At 70.3% G+C, this 17,829-nt stretch carries 17 protein-coding genes and 1 pseudogene; 9 read left to right on the top strand and 9 right to left on the bottom strand.

Annotated features, from left to right (window positions below; genetic code table 11):
* Positions 1-446: 446 nt before the first annotated feature.
* The 3 genes from ACFZDI_RS10975 to ACFZDI_RS10965 form a co-directional block, all read right to left on the bottom strand.
* Positions 447-1,742: an MFS transporter gene (locus tag ACFZDI_RS10975; protein WP_391249384.1), complete on the bottom strand. Its 1,296-nt coding sequence runs from the start codon at positions 1,740-1,742 to the stop codon at positions 447-449.
* A complete protein-coding gene (locus ACFZDI_RS10970; protein ID WP_391249382.1) occupies positions 1,739-2,278 on the bottom strand; it encodes a helix-turn-helix domain-containing protein in 540 nt (179 codons plus the stop codon). Before ACFZDI_RS10970 ends, ACFZDI_RS10975 begins: the two co-directional genes overlap by 4 nt.
* Positions 2,279-3,078: 800 nt before the next feature.
* Positions 3,079-3,624: an AAA family ATPase gene (locus tag ACFZDI_RS10965; RefSeq protein WP_391249380.1), complete on the bottom strand. Its 546-nt coding sequence runs from the start codon at positions 3,622-3,624 to the stop codon at positions 3,079-3,081.
* Positions 3,625-4,094: 470 nt separating this feature from the next.
* Here ACFZDI_RS10965 and ACFZDI_RS10960 point away from each other — a divergent pair, with 470 nt between their 5' ends.
* Positions 4,095-4,577 carry a hypothetical protein gene (locus tag ACFZDI_RS10960; protein ID WP_234849210.1) on the top strand — a complete coding sequence of 161 codons (483 nt, stop codon included), beginning with the start codon at positions 4,095-4,097 and terminating at the stop codon, positions 4,575-4,577.
* A gap of 463 nt (positions 4,578-5,040) precedes the next feature.
* Here ACFZDI_RS10960 and car(A) read toward each other — a convergent pair whose 3' ends face one another.
* Positions 5,041-6,696, bottom strand: coding sequence for an ABC-F type ribosomal protection protein Car(A) (car(A), locus tag ACFZDI_RS10955; protein ID WP_391249378.1), 1,656 nt, complete (start codon positions 6,694-6,696; stop codon positions 5,041-5,043).
* A gap of 997 nt (positions 6,697-7,693) precedes the next feature.
* Between car(A) and ACFZDI_RS10950 the strand changes: the two genes are divergently transcribed.
* Positions 7,694-8,551 (top strand): CAP domain-containing protein, encoded by an 858-nt coding sequence (locus ACFZDI_RS10950; protein WP_391249375.1) that lies wholly within the window; start codon positions 7,694-7,696, stop codon positions 8,549-8,551.
* A gap of 186 nt (positions 8,552-8,737) precedes the next feature.
* Here the strand turns inward: ACFZDI_RS10950 and ACFZDI_RS10945 are convergent, their stop codons facing one another.
* Together ACFZDI_RS10945 and ACFZDI_RS10940 are read right to left on the bottom strand one after the other, a co-directional pair.
* On the bottom strand, positions 8,738-9,520 hold the full coding sequence (locus ACFZDI_RS10945) for a TSUP family transporter (RefSeq protein ID WP_391249373.1): 783 nt from the start codon (positions 9,518-9,520) through the stop codon (positions 8,738-8,740).
* Positions 9,521-10,266: 746 nt separating this feature from the next.
* On the bottom strand, positions 10,267-11,259 hold the full coding sequence (locus ACFZDI_RS10940; protein ID WP_391249372.1) for a helix-turn-helix domain-containing protein: 993 nt from the start codon (positions 11,257-11,259) through the stop codon (positions 10,267-10,269).
* A 52-nt stretch (positions 11,260-11,311) separates the two neighbouring features.
* Between ACFZDI_RS10940 and ACFZDI_RS10935 the strand changes: the two genes are divergently transcribed.
* Positions 11,312-11,707, top strand: coding sequence for a cupin domain-containing protein (locus ACFZDI_RS10935; protein ID WP_391249370.1), 396 nt, complete (start codon positions 11,312-11,314; stop codon positions 11,705-11,707).
* Between the two features lie 123 nt (positions 11,708-11,830).
* Here ACFZDI_RS10935 and ACFZDI_RS10930 read toward each other — a convergent pair whose 3' ends face one another.
* Both ACFZDI_RS10930 and ACFZDI_RS10925 read right to left on the bottom strand, forming a co-directional pair.
* Positions 11,831-13,159: an ATP-binding protein gene (locus ACFZDI_RS10930; RefSeq protein WP_391249368.1), complete on the bottom strand. Its 1,329-nt coding sequence runs from the start codon at positions 13,157-13,159 to the stop codon at positions 11,831-11,833.
* Positions 13,156-13,845 (bottom strand): response regulator transcription factor, encoded by a 690-nt coding sequence (locus ACFZDI_RS10925; protein ID WP_234849217.1) that lies wholly within the window; start codon positions 13,843-13,845, stop codon positions 13,156-13,158. The genes ACFZDI_RS10930 and ACFZDI_RS10925 overlap by 4 nt, the downstream gene beginning before the upstream one ends.
* Positions 13,846-13,881: 36 nt before the next feature.
* Here ACFZDI_RS10925 and ACFZDI_RS10920 point away from each other — a divergent pair, with 36 nt between their 5' ends.
* The 6 genes and pseudogenes from ACFZDI_RS10920 to ACFZDI_RS10895 form a co-directional block, all read left to right on the top strand.
* The gene (locus tag ACFZDI_RS10920; RefSeq protein WP_391249366.1) at positions 13,882-14,454 is read left to right on the top strand and encodes a hypothetical protein; all 573 of its coding nucleotides are present in this window, start codon (positions 13,882-13,884) and stop codon (positions 14,452-14,454) included.
* A gap of 364 nt (positions 14,455-14,818) precedes the next feature.
* Positions 14,819-15,382 carry an isochorismatase family protein gene (locus tag ACFZDI_RS10915; RefSeq protein WP_391249363.1) on the top strand — a complete coding sequence of 188 codons (564 nt, stop codon included), beginning with the start codon at positions 14,819-14,821 and terminating at the stop codon, positions 15,380-15,382.
* A 560-nt stretch (positions 15,383-15,942) separates the two neighbouring features.
* Positions 15,943-16,110 (top strand): hypothetical protein, encoded by a 168-nt coding sequence (locus ACFZDI_RS10910; RefSeq protein WP_391249361.1) that lies wholly within the window; start codon positions 15,943-15,945, stop codon positions 16,108-16,110.
* Between the two features lie 32 nt (positions 16,111-16,142).
* Entirely contained in the window at positions 16,143-16,472 is a 330-nt protein-coding gene (locus ACFZDI_RS10905) for a hypothetical protein (protein WP_391249360.1), read from the top strand.
* Positions 16,355-16,870: a hypothetical protein gene (locus tag ACFZDI_RS10900; RefSeq protein ID WP_391249358.1), complete on the top strand. Its 516-nt coding sequence runs from the start codon at positions 16,355-16,357 to the stop codon at positions 16,868-16,870. The genes ACFZDI_RS10905 and ACFZDI_RS10900 overlap by 118 nt, the downstream gene beginning before the upstream one ends.
* Positions 16,871-16,999: 129 nt before the next feature.
* A pseudogene (locus ACFZDI_RS10895) lies at positions 17,000-17,101 on the top strand (glycosyltransferase family 2 protein); the annotation flags it as partial.
* A gap of 213 nt (positions 17,102-17,314) precedes the next feature.
* Here the strand turns inward: ACFZDI_RS10895 and ACFZDI_RS10890 are convergent.
* Positions 17,315-17,752 (bottom strand): MarR family transcriptional regulator, encoded by a 438-nt coding sequence (locus tag ACFZDI_RS10890; protein WP_391249356.1) that lies wholly within the window; start codon positions 17,750-17,752, stop codon positions 17,315-17,317.
* Between the last annotated feature and the right edge of the window lie 77 nt (positions 17,753-17,829).

Below are 17,829 nucleotides of genomic sequence, written 5' to 3'. Positions count from 1 at the left end.
GGAAGCGCCACGCCGTAGCCGGCTGGGACGCTTTGGGCGCGCTCGCGCCGTAGACGATCGAGCGCATAGACCGGTCCGGCAGGTGCAGCGGGTATCAACCCGGTGTCCGGCCGGAAGCCTACGACCCGGACTTGGCAGGGGCCTGCCTCTGGTGGCCGCGGCCGGGCCGCGGGCCGGTTCGCCCGGCTTCGCGCCGTGGGCCACGCCTTTACGGACGAAGTCGTTGCCCGCCTCTGCCCACTCAAGGACCGGCACGTCGATTTCCTGGACCGCTGCCTGTTCCATATCAAAGCCAGTGGCCCCGGCCGGGGCCTGCGCTCCTTCCGGGACCCGGGCGTCGCCGAGCCGATGGGGATTGACGGGCAGCGCACCGGACCGTCCTGGTCCCTCGTTGCACCCTGCGGGGGCTTGGCGCCCAACTCTTTGTGACGCCTTCGCGGCAGGCGTTACAACACGTCGGGTGCGTTCTCCCGGGTGGGATCTTCGGGTGTCGGGTGATCTGGACCGTTGGCCAGGGCGGCGGCATGCAGCGCCGCTTCGACCCGGCGGTTGCTGTTCATGGATGCCGTGACGGTCGTCATCGCCAGGAGGAGGACGCCGGCGGCGTAGAGGGGGGTGCGGATGTCGTAGGTCGTGGCCAGCCAGCCGCCGAGGAAGGCCCCGAGGGGGGCGGCGCACATGGCCAGCATGCGGGATGTGGAGGCCACCCGGCCCATGAGGCGGGCCGGGACGATGGCCTGCCGGAGGGAGGGTCCGAGCACCATCGTGGCGCCCATGCCGGCCCCGCAGACGGCGAGTGCCAGCCCGGCCACGTACGGGTTCGGGGCAGCGGCCAAGCCCAGGATGGCAAGCCCTTCGACAGCGGCTGTGCAGGTCAGTGCGGTGCCGGTGCCGAGTCGTCGGCCAAGGTAGGAGGCGATGCCGGCACCGAGCAGGCCGCCTGTGGCCTCCGCCGTGAGGAGCAGGCCGAAGCCGTAGGTATCAATGCCGAGGCGGTCGTGCGCGAAGAGAGCGAGGACGGTCTCCACAGCGAGGAAGGCGACGTTCCCGACCGCCGGGCGGAGCGCGAGGCCGAGGAGCACCCGGTCCCGGAGAACGTACGAGGCCCCGGCCCGTGCCTGGCGAAGCAGCGACTCGCGGACCTCCGGCAGGGGCCGGGGCATGGCGGGCAGCGTACGTACGAGCAGTGCGGAGAGCATGAACGACACAGTGTCGGCGAGCAGCGGAACCGCACGCCCGAACGCGAGCAGCGCGCTGCCTGCAGGTGGCCCGGCGAAGCCGGACATGGCGGTCTGGGCTCCGCGCAAGCGGGAGTTGGCGCGCTCCAGGAGTGCGGGGTCGCGGCGGAGCAGATCGGGCAGATAGGCCGTGGCGGCCGTATCGAAGAAGAGTCCGCCGAGGCCGAGCAGGAAGGCGACGGCCGCGAGCAGCGGAATGCTGAGGACGTCGAGCGCGGCTGCCGCCGCGGGTATCGCGAGTAACACCGCACGTGCGGTGTCCGTGACCCACATCGTGCGCCGGCGGTCCCAGCGGTCCACCAGCGCACCGCCGAGCACTCCGAAGAGGAGCCATGGCAGCGTCCCCGCGGCCGTGACGGCGGCGAGCGCCATCGGATCGCGCGTCAGCGTCAAGGCAAGCAGCGGCAGCGCGGCGTGCGTCACCCCGTCGCCGAGCGAGGACACCGTCTGTGCGGTCCACAGCCGTCCGAACCCGGCCGGCAGTTTCCGAAGGTCTGAGGTCACTTGGCGTCCCCTTCGGGGTGCCGGCGCGGTGCCGGGTGGAACAGTGCGAAGACGAGTGACGCGTCCGGCAGTGACGGATCGGACAGTTCCCGGTATTCGTCGGCCAGTGCCTGCAGGCGCGCCCCCAGCTCGGTGAACTGCTCGTCGGTGAGGCGCAGATGCGCCATCCGCACGTGCCGTGCGGCATCTGCCGGCGCCGCCTCCAGGTCCGCCACCGCATGCCGCATCAGCACATCGGGCCCTCCCTCGCCCGGATCGGGCACCACGATCGTCCGCGCGGCCATCGCGTAATACCGCTCGGTGACCCCCCGTACCTTCCGCGTCCGCACGACCTTAACCAGGCCGGCTCGTTCCAGCAGTCGCACGTGATAGCTGGAACTCCCCTTCGCAAGGCCGACCCTCTCGGCGATCTGCGTAATCGTCGCCGGCTCGAAGCGGAGCACGGCCATGATCCGGTGGCGCGTGAGATTGGCGACGGCGCGCAGTTGCTCGTCAGTGGTGACGTGAAGCGTCTCGGGAAGATCATCGGTAGGCATACCAGCAATGGTCAACGATTCTTGACCATTGGGCAACGGGTTTTTCGTGCGGACTCGGGGAGATCTGCTGTCGGGCGCGCGAGACCTACAGCCAAGCCCTCCACCCGCCGCCGTCCGGGGAGCTGTCAAACCTTCGTTCTCTCAAAAGATCGCGCTGGGGGAAGGCGAGGAAGAGTCCCGTCTGTTGCTGTGTTTCGCGGCTCCGCGGGATCCGGTGATGGTCGCGGACTGGGGCAGCTGCAACGTGTCGACACCGCAGGGCAGGACCGGGCCTGGGGCTGGGCGGAGCTCAAGGCGTGCGTGGAGCGGAGGGCCATGTCCGTGTGCTCTTCGGACACCGCGAAGGAGTAACACCGGTCGGGCAGTGGGTCGCGGAGCAGCGAAGGACCTGTTCGGCTGGGGTGATGAGCGGCCAGCGTGGACTCCCCCTCCTGTCGGGCCCGCCAGTACGCCGCCGGGGCTCGAGGGAAGCACCTCGGGTGCCGGGAAAAGAGAGTCAGGCCCCGGCGGCACCGCCCTGATGAGGGGTCAGATGCTGCCGGGGCGGCCTGACCAGCAAGATCCACCCTGCCGGAGAGGGAGCCGGGTGCGGGGGTGCCCGCCGCCGAGGCGGTGGCCCCGGATGCGTTCCATGACGGGGGATGAGGTGCGGGGCATCGTCCCGCTGACCCGGCGTGATCAGCGGGGTCAGTGGGACGGCGCCAGGGGGCGTCTGCGTCGGTATTCTCGCCGCGGGCTTCGATGAGCGGGACTCTGGAAGACGGCGCACCAACCGAATCGCGCACCGGGAAGAGCCCGGGTCATCGGCCCGGGACCGCGCCGACTCGGGCCAGCACGTCAGCGGCCAGCTCTCGCGGGCTCAGCTCGCCGTCCAGGAACACGGTGTCATGGGGGAGGGTGTTCACTGCAGCCATACACGACTCGATTTTGGACTTGCACCATGTGCGGACTCGCTCATCCTGCGCGGGATCGTCCGGCGTGAAGCTCCGCCCCTCGATCCGCTTCACCAGCACCTCCTCGGAGACCTTGAGGAAGAAGTGGTGAACAACGATCCCCGCGTCCTTCAGCGCACCGAAGATCTCTGCGACATAGCCGGGGTTGACCAGCGTCATGGGCACCAGTACGGGCCGCTGATACTCCTGGACGAGTCCCACGGCCAAGGCCGCGACCTGCCGCCTCCACAGCCGCAGATCCTGGAAATCGCCGGTCGGGACCTTCACGATCTCGCGCAGCACATAGCCGACCGTCTCCGGGTCATAGACCAGCGCCCGGGGCCAGCGCGGGCGCAGTTCGTCCACCAGCGTGCTCTTCCCGCTGCCGATTGCGCCGTTCACCCAGACGATCACAGACATCTCCCCCGTCGATGGATACCCTGCCGGCACACGGCCGTTCCCTGAACCACACACCGCGACGCGAGGGTGGGGCCAAGGCTCCATGACAGATCATGCCCGAACGATCGAAGAGTGAGGGCACCCGGGCCACTGGCCCCCGTCGCTACCGTCAGTGCTCTGGTCATCGTCCATGAGCCGGTGCGCGTGTGCGCCGCTGCCTGACGCGCCGCCGGTCCAACGCCGGCGCCGCTTGATCCGGGAATTGCAGATGCCGGGGGGCGTGTTGCGAGCCGGCTCGGCTGGCTGCTTTCCCGGCGGGGAGCGATCTCATCGAGCATCAGCGGCTTGCTGTGAGCGGTGAGCAGTTGACGCTCCTGCCGGGTGCCGTGCTTCGTGGCGCATTGCCGCTGTTGACCCCTGTGTCCGCTCATGCGACGTTCAGACCGCCCTCGCGCCGGGGGTGGTCACTCGACTGAGAGGAAAACATGGTGACGACGGGCAAGAGAACGCGCAGAGGTTCAGCGGCCGTGGTCATGTTGTCGGCGCTCGCCATCGCTGCGGCCATGGCAGCACCGCCCGCGGTGGCGGCCGGGGGTACGCCTGCCCGGGAATCGCTGACAGTGACACGAAGCGCTTGGAGCGACCCGACGCCCGAGGAGCAGGAGAAGCTGCGAGAAGTGGCCGGTGCGATATGGAGCCCCACACTGGCGGCCGGCTGGAACATGAACGCGGACGTGGCCGACATCCTGTCGACCGCCACCGGAGAGATCCTCCGGTGTAGTGAAGCGTTCGCGCTCGTGCCGCGCCCGCCCGGCTTCGTCCCCGGGCTGGGCTACCTGGTCAGCTACGGGAAGAACCTGCGCGAGTACTTTCTCGCCGTCAAAAACAACCGGACGTATCGCGCCTGCGTGGTCACCGCCGCCGCCAACTATCGCTCACCCATCGAGATCGCTTCTCTGGGTGTCTGAGCCGGCGCAGGAAGAGTCCGGCACAGGTGGCCCCGGCCCTCGGCAGGCCGCCGGGCGGACACGACGGCGCGGTGGAAGTGGTGGAGGGATCGTGAGCCTGGGTGCACGGGGACGGCTTAAGTCCCCTTGCACCCACGCTCATCGCCCATGGCGGGTCGCGCTCCCGGATGCTGTGCGTCCCCGGCCGCTTGCGATGCGCGTGGGGCGGTGCAGACGAAGCCGTCGTCGGGCAGGTGCACGATGAGGTGATCGGCGGAGCCGAGCTGGGCGACGGCCTGCTGCATTTCGGCGCGCCGGGTGGTCAGGGAAGCCGGTACCGGGGGCGGTGTTGGCGGTGCGCGGGCCCGTGGGCGCTGGAGGGCGGGCCCGCGCACGTTCAGCGAGCGGGCCGGCGGTCGTGCACGCCGTGGTCGTGCACGACCTGGGCCTGGCGGGCGGCCCTGCGTCGGCGCGGCTTTGCCGATCAGGCAGTGGTGAACTCGGTGACGTGCCCATCGCGCAGCGTCAAGTGGGCGCCGTTGAAGCGGGAGCGCATGCGCCGGTCATGGGTGACCACCACGACCGTGCCCTGATAGCCGGTCAGTGCCTGCTCCAGTTCCTCGACCAGCGCGGGCGCGAGGTGGTTGGTGGGTTCGTCCAGCAGCAACAGGTCGACCGGCTCGGTCACCAGCCGGGCCAGTTCGATGCGGCGCCGCTGCCCGTACGACAGGTCCTGCACCCGCTGGCGGAGCTCGTCCGGGCTGAACAGCCCCAGGGAGAGCAGCGTTTGGGTGTGTTCGTCGATGTCGCCCGCCCGCCCGCTGCTGAACGCCTGAAGCACCGTCGTATCGTTGCGCCACGGTGTGTGGTCCTGGCGCAGGTGTCCCACCCGGCCCGGCACCCGTACGGATCCGCTGTCGGGTGCCAGCTCTGCGGAGAGCACCCGCAGCAGCGTCGTCTTGCCCGCCCCGTTGGGGCCGGTGACCAGCAGCCGTTCACCGGGCCCCAGACGCAGGGAGTCGATGCTGAGCCGGTCGCCGACCCTGACACCGGTCAGTTCGGCCACCGTCTTTTGAAGCAGTGCGGCCCCGGTGGTGATCTGTGCGGTGAAGGTGAGCGGCTCGGGCGGCGGCGCGACCGGGTTCTCGGTCAGCCGCGCCACTCGTTCCTTGGCGTTGCGGATGCGCACCATCGCCCCGTGCCCCCGCCCGCGCATGCGGAACTGGCCGGCGCCGAAGACGGCGAAGGGCAGCTTGCGCGGGATGGCGTCCAGGCGCGCCACGTTGGAGGCGACCAGGTCGCGGCTGCGGTCCAGCTCGGCGCGCCACTGCTCGTACTCCGCCAGTCTGCGCTGCCGCTGTGCCGCCTTGGCAGCCAGATAGCCTTCGTAGCCGTTGCCGTAGCGCATCACTTTGCCGGAGTCGATCTCCAGGATCGTGGTGGTGAGCCGGTCGAGGAAGAGCCGGTCGTGGGTGACCGCCACTACTGTGCCGCGGTGCTTGCGCAGGTGTTCCTCCAGCCAGCCCACCGCCCGGTCGTCCAAGTCGTTGGTCGGTTCGTCCAGCAGCAGCAGCTCCGGTTCCGAGGCCACGGTGGCGGCCAGGGCGAGGCGGGAGCGCTCGCCGCCGGACAACGTGCCCAGCCGCCGGCCGCGTTCCAGGCCGGGCAGCCCGAGCCCGTGCAGCGCGATCTCCACCCGAGCGTCGGCCTCGTAGCCGCCGCGCGCCTGGTAGCGGTCCACCAGCGCGCCGTAGCTCTCCAGGAGCCCGGCAAGTTCGGGATCCTGGCCCGTTGGGTGGGGCCGTTCGGCCAGCTGGGCCTCGGCCCGGCGCATGTCCTCCTCCAGTTCCCGAAGATCGGCCAAGGCCAGATCGACGGCGTCCTGGACCGTGGCGTCCGGTGGCAGCTCCAGTGTCTGGGCCAGATAGCCGACGCCACCGGGCGCGACCACCTTCAGCGCACCGTTGTCCGGCTGTTCCCGCCCGGCGATCAGCTTGATCAGCGTGGACTTGCCTGATCCGTTGTCCCCGATGACACCGACCTTCTCCCCCGGCTTGATGGTGAAGCCGATCCGGTCGAGTACGACGTGGTCCTGGTAGCGCTTGGTGATGTCATGCGGAGCGAGTTGCGCTGTCGACACGTGGGAGTCCTCCTGATCAGCACGGGGTCGAGTGATGTCGCCGCGCACACAGCAGAGCCTCAGGAAGACGCAGACAGCCGGATCATCCGGCAGTCAGGAGTGGTTTCGTCCAGCAAAAACAGCGCATGGCGAAACAATCGCAGCGCGTTCGCTTCCTCAGGCGTGCACGGTCGGACGCAGGAACGGAGCCAGGCTCGACGTCCCACGCCCTTGCGAACCACACGTACTGATCACAGGGAACCCATGCCGCCACCGTAGACGACACGAAGCGGCACCAGCAACCGGTTTGCGGCCGGAAGCGGGCCGGAGGGCCGGTCCTCCTGCACCCCTCCCGCCCCGGGGCACGGCCGGGGACAGGCCCGCGCAGCGCACGCCGGCTGCGGCCCCCAACCCCGCCTTCGGCACGGTGCTTTGTGCACTCGGCGGACAGCACCTCACCCGCCCGGGGAGCCGGCCCTGCAGCCAGGCCGCCCCGGTTGCAGGGCACTTCGGTCTCGATCTGCACCTCCGGGACGCGGCGGCAGGACCTCGATGCATTCCCGCAGCGCCTCGATCCCCTACGCAGTGCGCGCGCCAACCGCGATCCAGACCCGGTTCCGCGGCCACGTAGAGCCTCGGGGCGGCGGCCCGCAGCCCGTCGCTGCCGCGGCAACCGCTGCCCTGCGGTGCGGCCCGGCCGCCTCCCTGGCGCGCCGACCATGTGGCCAGGTGCGGCAGCTGTGTTGCGTGCGAGCTTGCACAGGCGGGTGGCGTCCTGGGCGAGGGGGTGGACGCCAGAGCAGGGTGGGCGTGAGGCAGGGCAGGGTGCTTCCGGCCGTTTTCTCAGCGGACTTTGAGGGCTGTCTTAAGGGTTCTTGAAGAAGACCTTCGAACAAGGGTTTGCGGCCCGGGCGGGTTCTAGGCTCTCGAGCACCCCCCACAGGGTCCGGTGGCCGCGATCGCGGCCACCGGACACAGGGGGCGCGTCAGCCGACCGAACAGACCGAGGTGTCCTTACATGGGTTCCCGCCGAGCCGCCCGCCCCTCCCGCTCGAACGCCCGCCGCCCCAGTGGGCCAAAGAGGCGCGGTCCCGCGCTGGCCATGGGAGCCGTCGCTGCGATCGCGGGCGTCGGGATCACCGTGGCCGTCGTCAGCAGTGAGGACGGCGACGCCTCGGAGCGGGTGATCGCGGACAGCGCGGACCAGCCGTCGGGCGCCCAGGGCGCCTCCGGCGGGGCGGCGCCGGATGCTTCCGCTTCGGCGCGTGCGCGTGCGAGCGCCACGGCGAGCAGCTCACCGAGCGCGAAGCCGAAGCACAAACACAAGCAGTCGGCGAGTCCCTCCCCCGGGGCACGGAAGACGACCGTTCCCACATCGAGGCCACTCGCGGGGACGGCGGCGAAGAGCGGCGGCGGGGCGGTGGCGGGCGGTTCCGGCGGTGTGCGGCCGGGCGGCAGCGGAGCGGACTCCGGGCCGGGGACGGGGTCCGGTGGCGGGCCCGAGGCGCAGGTGCTCGCGCTGGTCAACAAGGAGCGGGCCGCGGCAGGATGTGCGCCGCTCACGGCGAACGAGCGGCTCACCCGGGCCGCCGACGACTACAGCGACGTCATGGCCCGCAGCGGCGTGATGTCCCACACCGGTCCCGACGGCTCGACGATGACCACCCGCGTCGAGGCCGCAGGCTACGAGTGGTCGACCCTGGGCGAGAACATAGCCCAGGGCCAGGCGGATGCCGCCTCGGTGATGAAGTCCTGGATGAACAGCCCCGGACACCGCGCGAACATACTCAACTGCTCCTTCAAGGAACTGGGCGTGGGCGTCCACTTCGGCGACGGCGGCCCCTGGTGGACCCAGGACTTCGGCGCCGGCCGCTGACCCCACTCCCCCATGGCCGCCAGGCCGCCGGCGTCGGTCACTTGCCCCGCTCGGCTCTGTACGTGAGAACGGACAGCACTTCGACACCGGTTCAACAGACACCGGACGGCCCGGCGCAGGGCCGCAAGGTTCACCCGTTTCGACAGCACCCCGGTGCCTGCCCCGGAGCGGTTGGGCACCGCACGGTCAGCGAAGGGTCTGCACTCCGTAGAGCGCGCCGATCGCGGTGGCGAGGGCACCGAGCAGGAGCCGGAGGGCCCTCTCAGGCAGGTGCGGCTGGAGGCGTGCCCCGAGGTAGCCGCCCAGGAGGCCGCCGGCGCCGCAGGATAGGCCCAGCAGCCAGTCGGGGGCGACGTGGCCAGTGGTGGCCAGGGACAGCAGCGCGTAGGTGGCCGCGCCGACGAGGGAAGTCACGAAGGTGGAGGCCAGGGCGGCAGGTGCGACGGCCGCGACCGGTACGCCGCGGCCGACCAGGATCGGGCCCAGCAACGAGCCGCCCCCGATTCCGTAGATGCCGCCGGCTACGCCGACAGCCAGGGCCAGCGACGTCGTCGCGCGGGGCGAAGGCTGGTGCCGCGTGTGAGGTGGGGCCGGGCGTACCGTCCGCAGCCACAGCCACAACCCGAGCGGCAGCAGCAGCACCGCTACGAGGAGGCGGAAGATTCCCGGGCCGGGAACAGCGCAGACGCGGATCACGGCCCCGATGACGACGCCCGGAACGGTACCCGCGATCAAGAGCCGGGTCAGCGGTCCGCCGAACTGTCCGGCCCGCCCGTAGCGCAGGAGGGCACCGGGGCCGGCCACAACGTTGTAGAGCAGGTTCGTCGGTGTCACGGCCGGGCTGGGCACACCCAGCACACTCACCTGCACGGGCAACAGGAAAACCGCTCCGGAGACACCCACGGGCACGGTGACGACGGAAATCAGAAACCCAGCGGCGAGACCGAGCAACGCCCACGACCACTCCACGTTCCTGCCCCTCGACACTGTCCAATCGGTACCCGAAACGGGCACCGGACCAGGCGCCTTCCGCCCTCGAGACCACCGGCCCCACCTCGATCCAACCACCTCCCACAAGGTGAACGACCGCCGCCCAAACACGCGAACAAAACCACCGCTCACCGCCCCGGCCGCCAGCGCCGGCCGCAGCCCCCCTCCGCCAGCCCCTGCCGGTGCCGGCCGCTGATCCCGCTCACCTCCCCGCCCCGGCCGCCGGCGCCGGCCGCTGACCGGACCCAACTCCCCCCGGCGGCCCGGGCCGGCCGCCGCTTCCGGCGCCGGCCGCCGGCCCAGGTCACTGCTCTGCGCCGCCGGTCCCGGCCCTGTCGGCCCACGCGAACGACACCCGCACCCGGACGCCGCCCAACCGCCCCCGCATAACCGCCAGTTCGCCATCGCCCGCCCCAAGGCCCGGGCCACGACGGCTCTTCTCCAAGGCAAAGGCGACCCGGGACAAGGACGAGACCGACTCCGCGGCGGTGCTACCACTGCTCGACACATAGGCACGCGCCCTGGCTGGCGGACGCGATCAAGGTGATCGCCAACCACCCCCGGCTTCGCCGGCTCCTTCGGCACCAGCCGAACGTAAGCGGCAAAACGTCGCAGAGACCCCAGTTCCGAGAGCCGGGGCATGGTGAAGAGACGTTCAACACTCCGGGGCCGGAAGCACTTCCCACCGCACCCCACGTAATGCGCCACCACGGGAGGCCCGTCCGTCAGTTCGCCCCCGGCCCGAACCGACGCTTGTACGCCGACGGCGTGATGCCGGTCTCGCGGCGCATCAGCGCGCGCAGATTGGCAGCGGTCCCAAGCCCGCTGCTTCGCGCGACTACCTCGAACCGGGACTCGCCTCGCTCAATCAACCGGCACGCCAGAGCCAGCCGTTCCCCCGTCAGCCACGCCAGCGGCGTCGTGCCCAGTTGCGCCTGGAAGCGGCGATGCAGCGTCGCCGGACTGACCGCAGCACGCGTCGCAAGGCCGGACACCGTGAGCGGTGCGTCCAGCCGTTCCTGCGCCCAGGCCAGGACAGGCGCCAAGGACTCATCCGGCAGGTCGGGCACGGGGCGCTCAACGAACTGCCGCTGCCCACCGTCCCGGTGTGCCGCGAAGACCAGCCGTCGGCTCACCGAGTTGGCGATCTCCGCGCCGTGGTCACGCCGGACCAGATGCAGCCCGAGATCGAGCGCGGCTGCACTGCCTGCCGCGGTGAGGATGTCACCGTCGTCCACGAACAGCACGTCTGCTTCGAGCTGGACGAAGGGGTAGCGGGCCCGGAAGGAATCCGCCCACTGCCAGTGCGCGGTGGCCCGGCGCCCGTCGAGGACGCCCGCCTCGGCCAGTGTGAAGGCGCCGCTGCAGAAGCCGACCAGGCGCGCACCGCGGGCGTGTGCCCGGCGGACGGTAGCGAGCACGGCGGGACGACGGGGCACCTCTATGTCCGGCCGGTTGGGGACGATCAAGGTGTCCGCCGCGTCGGCCGCTTCCAGGCCGGCGACTCCAGTGAGCGTGAAGAATCCGTCTCGCATCAGGGTGCGGGGCTCGGGCGAACAGAGCCTGAAGTCATAGAGATCACGGCCGACTTCCGGTCTGCGCAGACCGAAGACCTCGGTGGCGCAGCCCAGCTCGAAGGGGTTGGAGTTCTCGTCCACGATCACGACGACCCTGTGCACACCCGCCGCGTGAGCTGCGTGCGAGGATTCTTTCGCCATGTGCGATTTCTAGCACTCACGGCGGCCATGCGAAACGGCTCAGGATGAACCCATGAGCAGCGAACCCATCCCCCTCAGAAAGGCTCTGGCCTCCTTCGATGCCCTGTGGAGCCCCCGCATCGTCACTCACGTCAACGACTATGACGTCCGCATCGCCAAGGTCGAGGGCGAACACGTCTGGCACGTGCACGACGACACCGACGAGTTCTTCCTGGTACTCGACGGCGAGCTGCGCATCTGCCTGCGCGAGCCCGACGGGCAGCGCACGGTCCTGCTCCCGCAGGGGGCGGTCTTCACCGTCCCCCGAGGCACAGAGCACAAGCCGTACGCTCCCTCCGGCGCCGCCATCCTCATGTTCGAGCCCACCGGGACACCGACCGTAGGCGATCGCCACGACGAGATCCCAGAGCACGTCGACTCAACAACCGGACACGCACTCAGCACCTGACCCGACAGGCTTCGCCAGGCGCCACTGTTCATGGTGTCAGCCTGCCACCGGGTCGGTTACTCGCCGACTGCCCGTCGCTGGCCACAGGCACCCCACCATCGGGCACCGGTCACTGCACTGCGGTCACCGCGCCGCGCCGCCGGTTCCGGCCGTGTCGGCCAGTGCGAACGACACCCGCACCCGGGCGCCGCCCAACGGCGCCCGGGTGATCGTCAGTTCGCCATCCGCTGCGCGGGAGGCCCGGGCCACGATGTCCAGGCCCAGCCCCGTCGAACCACCCACGCTCACCCCCCGCGTGAGCGCCGCGTCGGGGTCCGCAACGCCCGGCCCTGCGTCGTCGACCGTGAGGAGAACATGCCGCTCGGCCCGCTCCACGCGCACGGCGAAGGCGGTGCCCTCCGGGGTGTGCCGGAAGACATTGCCGATCAAGGCGTCGACGACAGCCGCCAGGTCATCATCGGGGAAGGCAACGGGCGCAGGGCGCGGCGTAAGCGAGCGCTCGTACGATCGTGCTTGCTGGGTGGCCAGGACCGACCAGAAGTCCAGGCGCATGGCGACCACCTCCGCGACGTCGCACCGCTTGGCCTGGCCTGCGGCCGCGCGGGCCGGCTGCGCCGCGGCCAGCGGGGTGCGGGCCGCGGCGATGATCGCATCCAGTTCGCTCTCCAGTTGCCCGGCCGCCGTGGCGATCCGCCGGGCGCTGGGCGTGGACCCCATCCGGTCGGCCTCCAGATAGAGAGCGGTCAGCGGGGTGCGCAGGCGGTGTGAGAGGTCGGCGACCAGTTCGCGCTCGACGGCGAGAAGGTCCAGGACGCGGTCGGCCATGGTGTTGAACGCCGCACCCGCCTCCTCAAGTTCGGGCGGGCCGTCGGGCTTAACACGCGCGTCCAGGTCGCCCGACCCCAGAGCCAGCGCCGCGCGTTTGAGGCTGCGTGAGGAGCGCACCACGCGAGCACCCAGCCGGTCGGCCACCAGGACCGACCCGGCGACCAGACCCAGCGCGAGCAGCGCCATGACACCCCAGGACGCGGCCACGCCCCGCGAGAGATCCGCCGCGGGCACGAACGCTTCCACGACCGCGACCCGCTCGCCCGGCAGGACGACGGGCTGGAGATAGACCCAGCCGCCAGCAGTGTCCACGGCAAGCGTCTCGCGCCCGCGCACCGCCCGCTCGAGCGCCTGACCGGGCGCGTGGGGGGTACCGACGAAGGCGCCGTCGGGCAGCCGTACGACGAGCTGGTCGGAGGAGCCGAGCTCGGCGACGGCCTGCTGCACATCCGCCCGCCGCGTGGTCAGGGCGAGCACCGGGGACAAGGCGGCCGCCCGCTGCTCGGCAGCCGTGGTGGCCCTGTCCCGTGCCTGTTCACGCACCAGGAGAGCCAGGGGGATCAGGAAGGACAGAGCCACCATCGAAGTGACGGCCAGGGCGATCCCCGCCAGGGCACGTCTCATGGCGAACTGACCAGCTTGATACCCAGACCGCGCACCGTATGCAAATAGCCCGGTTTTCGCGCCTTCTCGCCCATCTTGCGGCGCAGCGCGGACAGGTGCACGTCGACCGTCTGGTCCTCCACATACGGCTGCTGCCACACCTCGGCCAGAATGCGCCGGCGGGTGACGACCTGGTCGGCATGGGCGGCCAAGTAGGCCAGCAGGTCGAACTCACGGCGGGTCAGCGCCAGTTCCCGGCCCGCCAGATGTGCGGTGCGCGCCATCGGGTCGATACGCAGGTCCGCCACCTGCACAACCGGCTGCCGGGCCGCCGCGGTGTCGGCGGGCACCGACCGGCGCAGCACGGCGGCGAGCCGGGCGGCGAGCTGGCCGCCGGAGAACGGTTTGACCAGGTAGTCGTCGGCCCCCGCGTTCAGCAGCCGGATGATCTCGCTCTCGTCGTCACGGGCCGTGGCGACCAGGACCGGCACCCGGGAAATACCCCGGATCATGCGCAGCACGTCCAGACCGTCGAGATCGGGCAGCCCCAGATCCAGCACCACCATGTCCGGCGGACTCTGGGTGATCTCACGCAGCGCCTCAAAACCCAGGTGGGTGGTGCGGACCACGTAACCGTGCCCGGACAGCACCTCGATCAACGCAGCCCTGATCACCGGATCGTCCTCAACGACAAGTATGGAGGCCATGAGCAAGCACCGTAGCCGGTCCGACACCATAGTGCCGTGCCCCGCCTCCTGCGCTACCTCACCCTATGGCTCGCCTGCACCACAGCCAGCGCCACCGCCGTCATCCTCACCATCCACTTCGTCACCGGCTCCACTCGCCCCACCGCACCCGTCGCACAAACCGCACCCAGCCAACCCCCCAAAACCCCACGACCCAGCACCACCACCGCGAAAGCTTCCCCAAGCCCGTCGGCAAGCCCGCGCACACCCAGCCCACCCCCAAGCAGCAAAGCCGCGGCCGACCCCAGCCCCATACCCACCTCCACGCCGACACCCAACACCCGCACCCCGCCCCCCGCGGCGCCGACCGCCACCAACGGCCCCGACTGCCAGGACGACGACGCCGATGTCTACACCGTGCCCTCCCAAGGCGGCAAAGCCACAGTCCGATTCGGCGACGACGCCGTATGCCTCATCTCAGCGGTTCCCAACCAAGGCTTCACGGTGAGCACCCACCGCACAGGAGCTCAGACCCTCACCGTGACCTTTACCGCCAGCCACCACCGATCCGACATCACCGCCACCACCCAGCCCCAAAACCATGCCAGCATCCGCGAAACCTCCTGGTAACACACCCAACGACCAACCCTCGCCGGGCCACCGGACCCGCCCTGGTCGAGAGGCCGCCCCCGTAACAGTCCAACCGCCCCGACGGACCCCGATCCCGTACCAAAGAGTTGAAAGCAACCCACCTTCCGCATCAGCCGGACCACCCACCGACCACGAGCCCAAGCGCCCGGCTTCATAACCGACTTGCGACACCGTTTGTCACCGGGTTCGGGCAGCGCTCGGTGATCGCAGGGTAAGAAAATGTCGATGAGAACTGACACCGGTCGTGAGGGCACTGCGACACCACACTGCGAAGATCTCCGGAACCTCCACCACAGCTCGGTTGACCCACCAGACTTGTCCCAACGGAGAAGGGACGGCAAGCATGGCAAACAGCGCACTTCTGGTGATGGACGTCCAACGGGACGTCGTGGCCATCGCCGATGACGGTTCCGGGTATCTGCCTCGCTTGCGAAGGGCGATCGACGGTGCCCGGGCTGCAGGTATCACCGTGATCTACGTGGTGCTCGGGTTACGGCCGGGCGATCCAGAAGTCAGCCCCCGCAACAAGGTGATGACAAACGCCGTGCGGGCCGGCCTGTTCACCGAGGGAGCCCCTGGCACCGAGATCCATGATGACGTCGCGCCACAGCAGGGCGACGTCGTGGTCACCAAGAGGCGCGGGAGCGCGTTCTCGGGCAGCGACCTCGAGTTGGTACTCAGGGCTCGCGATATCGACAGCCTTGTTCTCACCGGCATCGCAACCAGCGCTGTAGTGCTGTCCACCCTGTGGCACGCCATCGACCTGGACTTCGGCCTCACCGTCCTGGCGGATGCCTGCCTCGACACCGACCCCGAGGTGCACCGGATGCTCACCGAGAAGCTGTTCCCGCAGTGGGCAGATGTCCTCGCGGTCGAGGACTGGGTCAAAGCCATCGCACCGCAATAGCCGAAGGCCGCTCGGCCTCTCGCAAGTGGGGCAAGCCGGTATCGCTCCGATAGGCCGGGGGAGGTCAGGGCGGCGGCGTTCTGCGCTGCTGCCCGGGCCTGGGTGAGGGCCAGGCGGTGGGAGTCGGTGCCGGTCCGGATGAGGTTGCCGCCGAAGGTGAGCCGGTCGCAGGCGATGGTCTTGGTCAGCGCCTTCTCGTCCGTGGCCTCGACCAGCTCGTGGTCCACTCTTCGGCGGGTGACGCACCCTCACCGGACGGCGGGCCGCCTGCTTCCGTCAAAGGACGGGTTCGTACCCGGCAGCCGGGGCCCTCGCCGGCCGCACCGTACGGCGTAGATCCACTCTTCCGCCGAGCCGTGTCCGGGACGCCCCGGCGTGACACACGCGGTCCGCCGGAGGAGACCACCGCCTCTGTCGAGCCCCCGTCACCGCTTGCACTGGCAGATCTAACCCGTTCTGTGGCTTTGGTACCGCCGGGGGCATGCAGCGGACTGCCCGTGACCGGAGCCTGGACCGACGGGCAGAGGCCCCGAAGGCTGCAGCCGACGTGCGGTGGCACCATGGCATACATCGGCACACCACAAGCGCTGACCGTCCTCCCCAAGGGACCGGATGCCGCGCCACCGGTACTCCCGGAAGCCCACGCCACCGGGGCCGATCCGCTCCTGCTCAGCGGCACGGTCGGGGCCGCGCGGGCCGACGAGCTGGACACCGCCTTCCCCCAGTAAGAGAAGCGCTCGCCGGCCGCCGGATCATCGACGTGAACTCGACGATGAACGGTGGCGGTGTGGCCGAGATGCTGCGCCGGCTGCAGCGACACTCCCGTGGTGCGGGGCTCGACGCCCGTTGGTTCACCATGCGGGGAGATCCCGCCTTCTTCGCCCTGACCAAGCGGTTGCACCACTTCCTGCACGGGGCCGACTCCCCCGGCCCACCGCTCGGCCGAGCCGGAGCCGAGCATTACACGGCAGTGTGCGAGGCCAATGCACGCGCCCTGTTGGGCGCGGTACGGCCGGGAGAGGTGGTCACCCTCCACGATCCGCAGACCGGCGGCCTCGCCCCCACCTGCGGCGGGCCGGGGCGCGAGTGATCTGGCGGTGCCATGTCGGCACGGAGGACCCCAATGTGCACACCGCCCGGGCATGGGCGTTTCTGCGGCCCTGGCTGGAGACGGCGGATGCCTACGTGCTCTCCCGCGAGCAGTACGTTCCCGGCTGGCTCGCCGGGCGGTGGGTCGCCGTGATCCGGCCGTCGTTTGATCCCCTGTCGGCCAAGAACCGGCCCCTGGCCCCCTCGGCGGCTGCGGCCATCCTAAGCCGGGTCGGTCTGCGCGCACCTGCGGACCGGGACGGGCCGGCGATCTACCGCCGCGCGCAGAGCGCCACATTGCTCTGCACAAGCCCGGCCCGCCGGGCGATCCGCACGGCGACGTCCCCGACCCGCTGCTGCTGCGGATCGGCACCGGCGAGGTCGTCACCGCTTGCCTGAGCCTGCTGCGGCCCACTCCGACAAGCACATAGCCACGCAAGGGAGATGACGTTCGTGGTCCACCAATCCCCCCTCCCCCCCCCACGCCCCACCAGGTCGCGCGGACGGCCCCGACGGGCGTGTCAGGCCGCGGTGATCACCCGCGACCGTCCCACGAGCGTGCTGCGCACGCTGGACGCCTTGGCCGCCCTTCCCGAGCGGCCCCCGGTGATCGTGGTCGACAACGGTTCCGGCCCCCGGTCGACTCGTCCGGCGGCGGCGAGTGCCTGATCCGGCCGGAAGCGGTTCTTTGCGGACCTGACGCCGGGGGCGGACATGGCTCCTGTCGTGGGGCGAGTGAACGAGCATGTTCGTCCTGGACGCCGTACGGCCGCTCACGGCAACCATGCGCAGCGCTGACGGGCGCTGCCCGACTCGTCGCAGCGGGGGCCCGTGGCGGGCCGGTCAGACGCGGGTGGGCTGCGAAGTGAAAGCGCGCTCCAGGAGGGCGTAGAGGGTGTCCCGCTCCTCGGCGCTGAGGTTGTCCAGGCCGGCGCGCGTGGTGTGCATCTTGCCGCGGATCACGTCGATGACGCGTTCGCCCTCGTCGGTGAGGACGACGTTCTTGACGCGACGGTCGGTGAGGCCGGGCTCGCGGCGCACCAGACCGCGCTTCTCCAGCCGGTCGACGATCCCGGTCATGTTGGACGCGTCGCAGCTCAGGATGGAAGCCAGGACGCGCATCGCGGCGGGACCGCGGCGCAGGACGTTGAGCGTCTTGCCCTGGCTGGCCGTGAGGTTCTCGCTCGCTGCGGCCACCGTGAAGTCGCCGTAGTAGGCACCGAGCGACACCGAGAGCAGCTCCATGAGCTGCGCCGTGTCGACACCGCGGGTTCCTGTCATGTGAGTCACCCTAAGCCAGGAAGCTTGACCATCTCAAATATTGCCGGATACGGTCTGGGCTGGTGCTTGAAGTTATC

The sequence above is a fragment of the Streptomyces sp. NPDC007907 genome, from assembly GCF_042959365.1.
Classification (GTDB): domain Bacteria; phylum Actinomycetota; class Actinomycetes; order Streptomycetales; family Streptomycetaceae; genus Streptomyces; species Streptomyces indiaensis.
The sequence above is the reverse complement of the archived record's forward strand: the minus strand, read 5'-3'. Positions and strand labels throughout refer to the sequence as shown.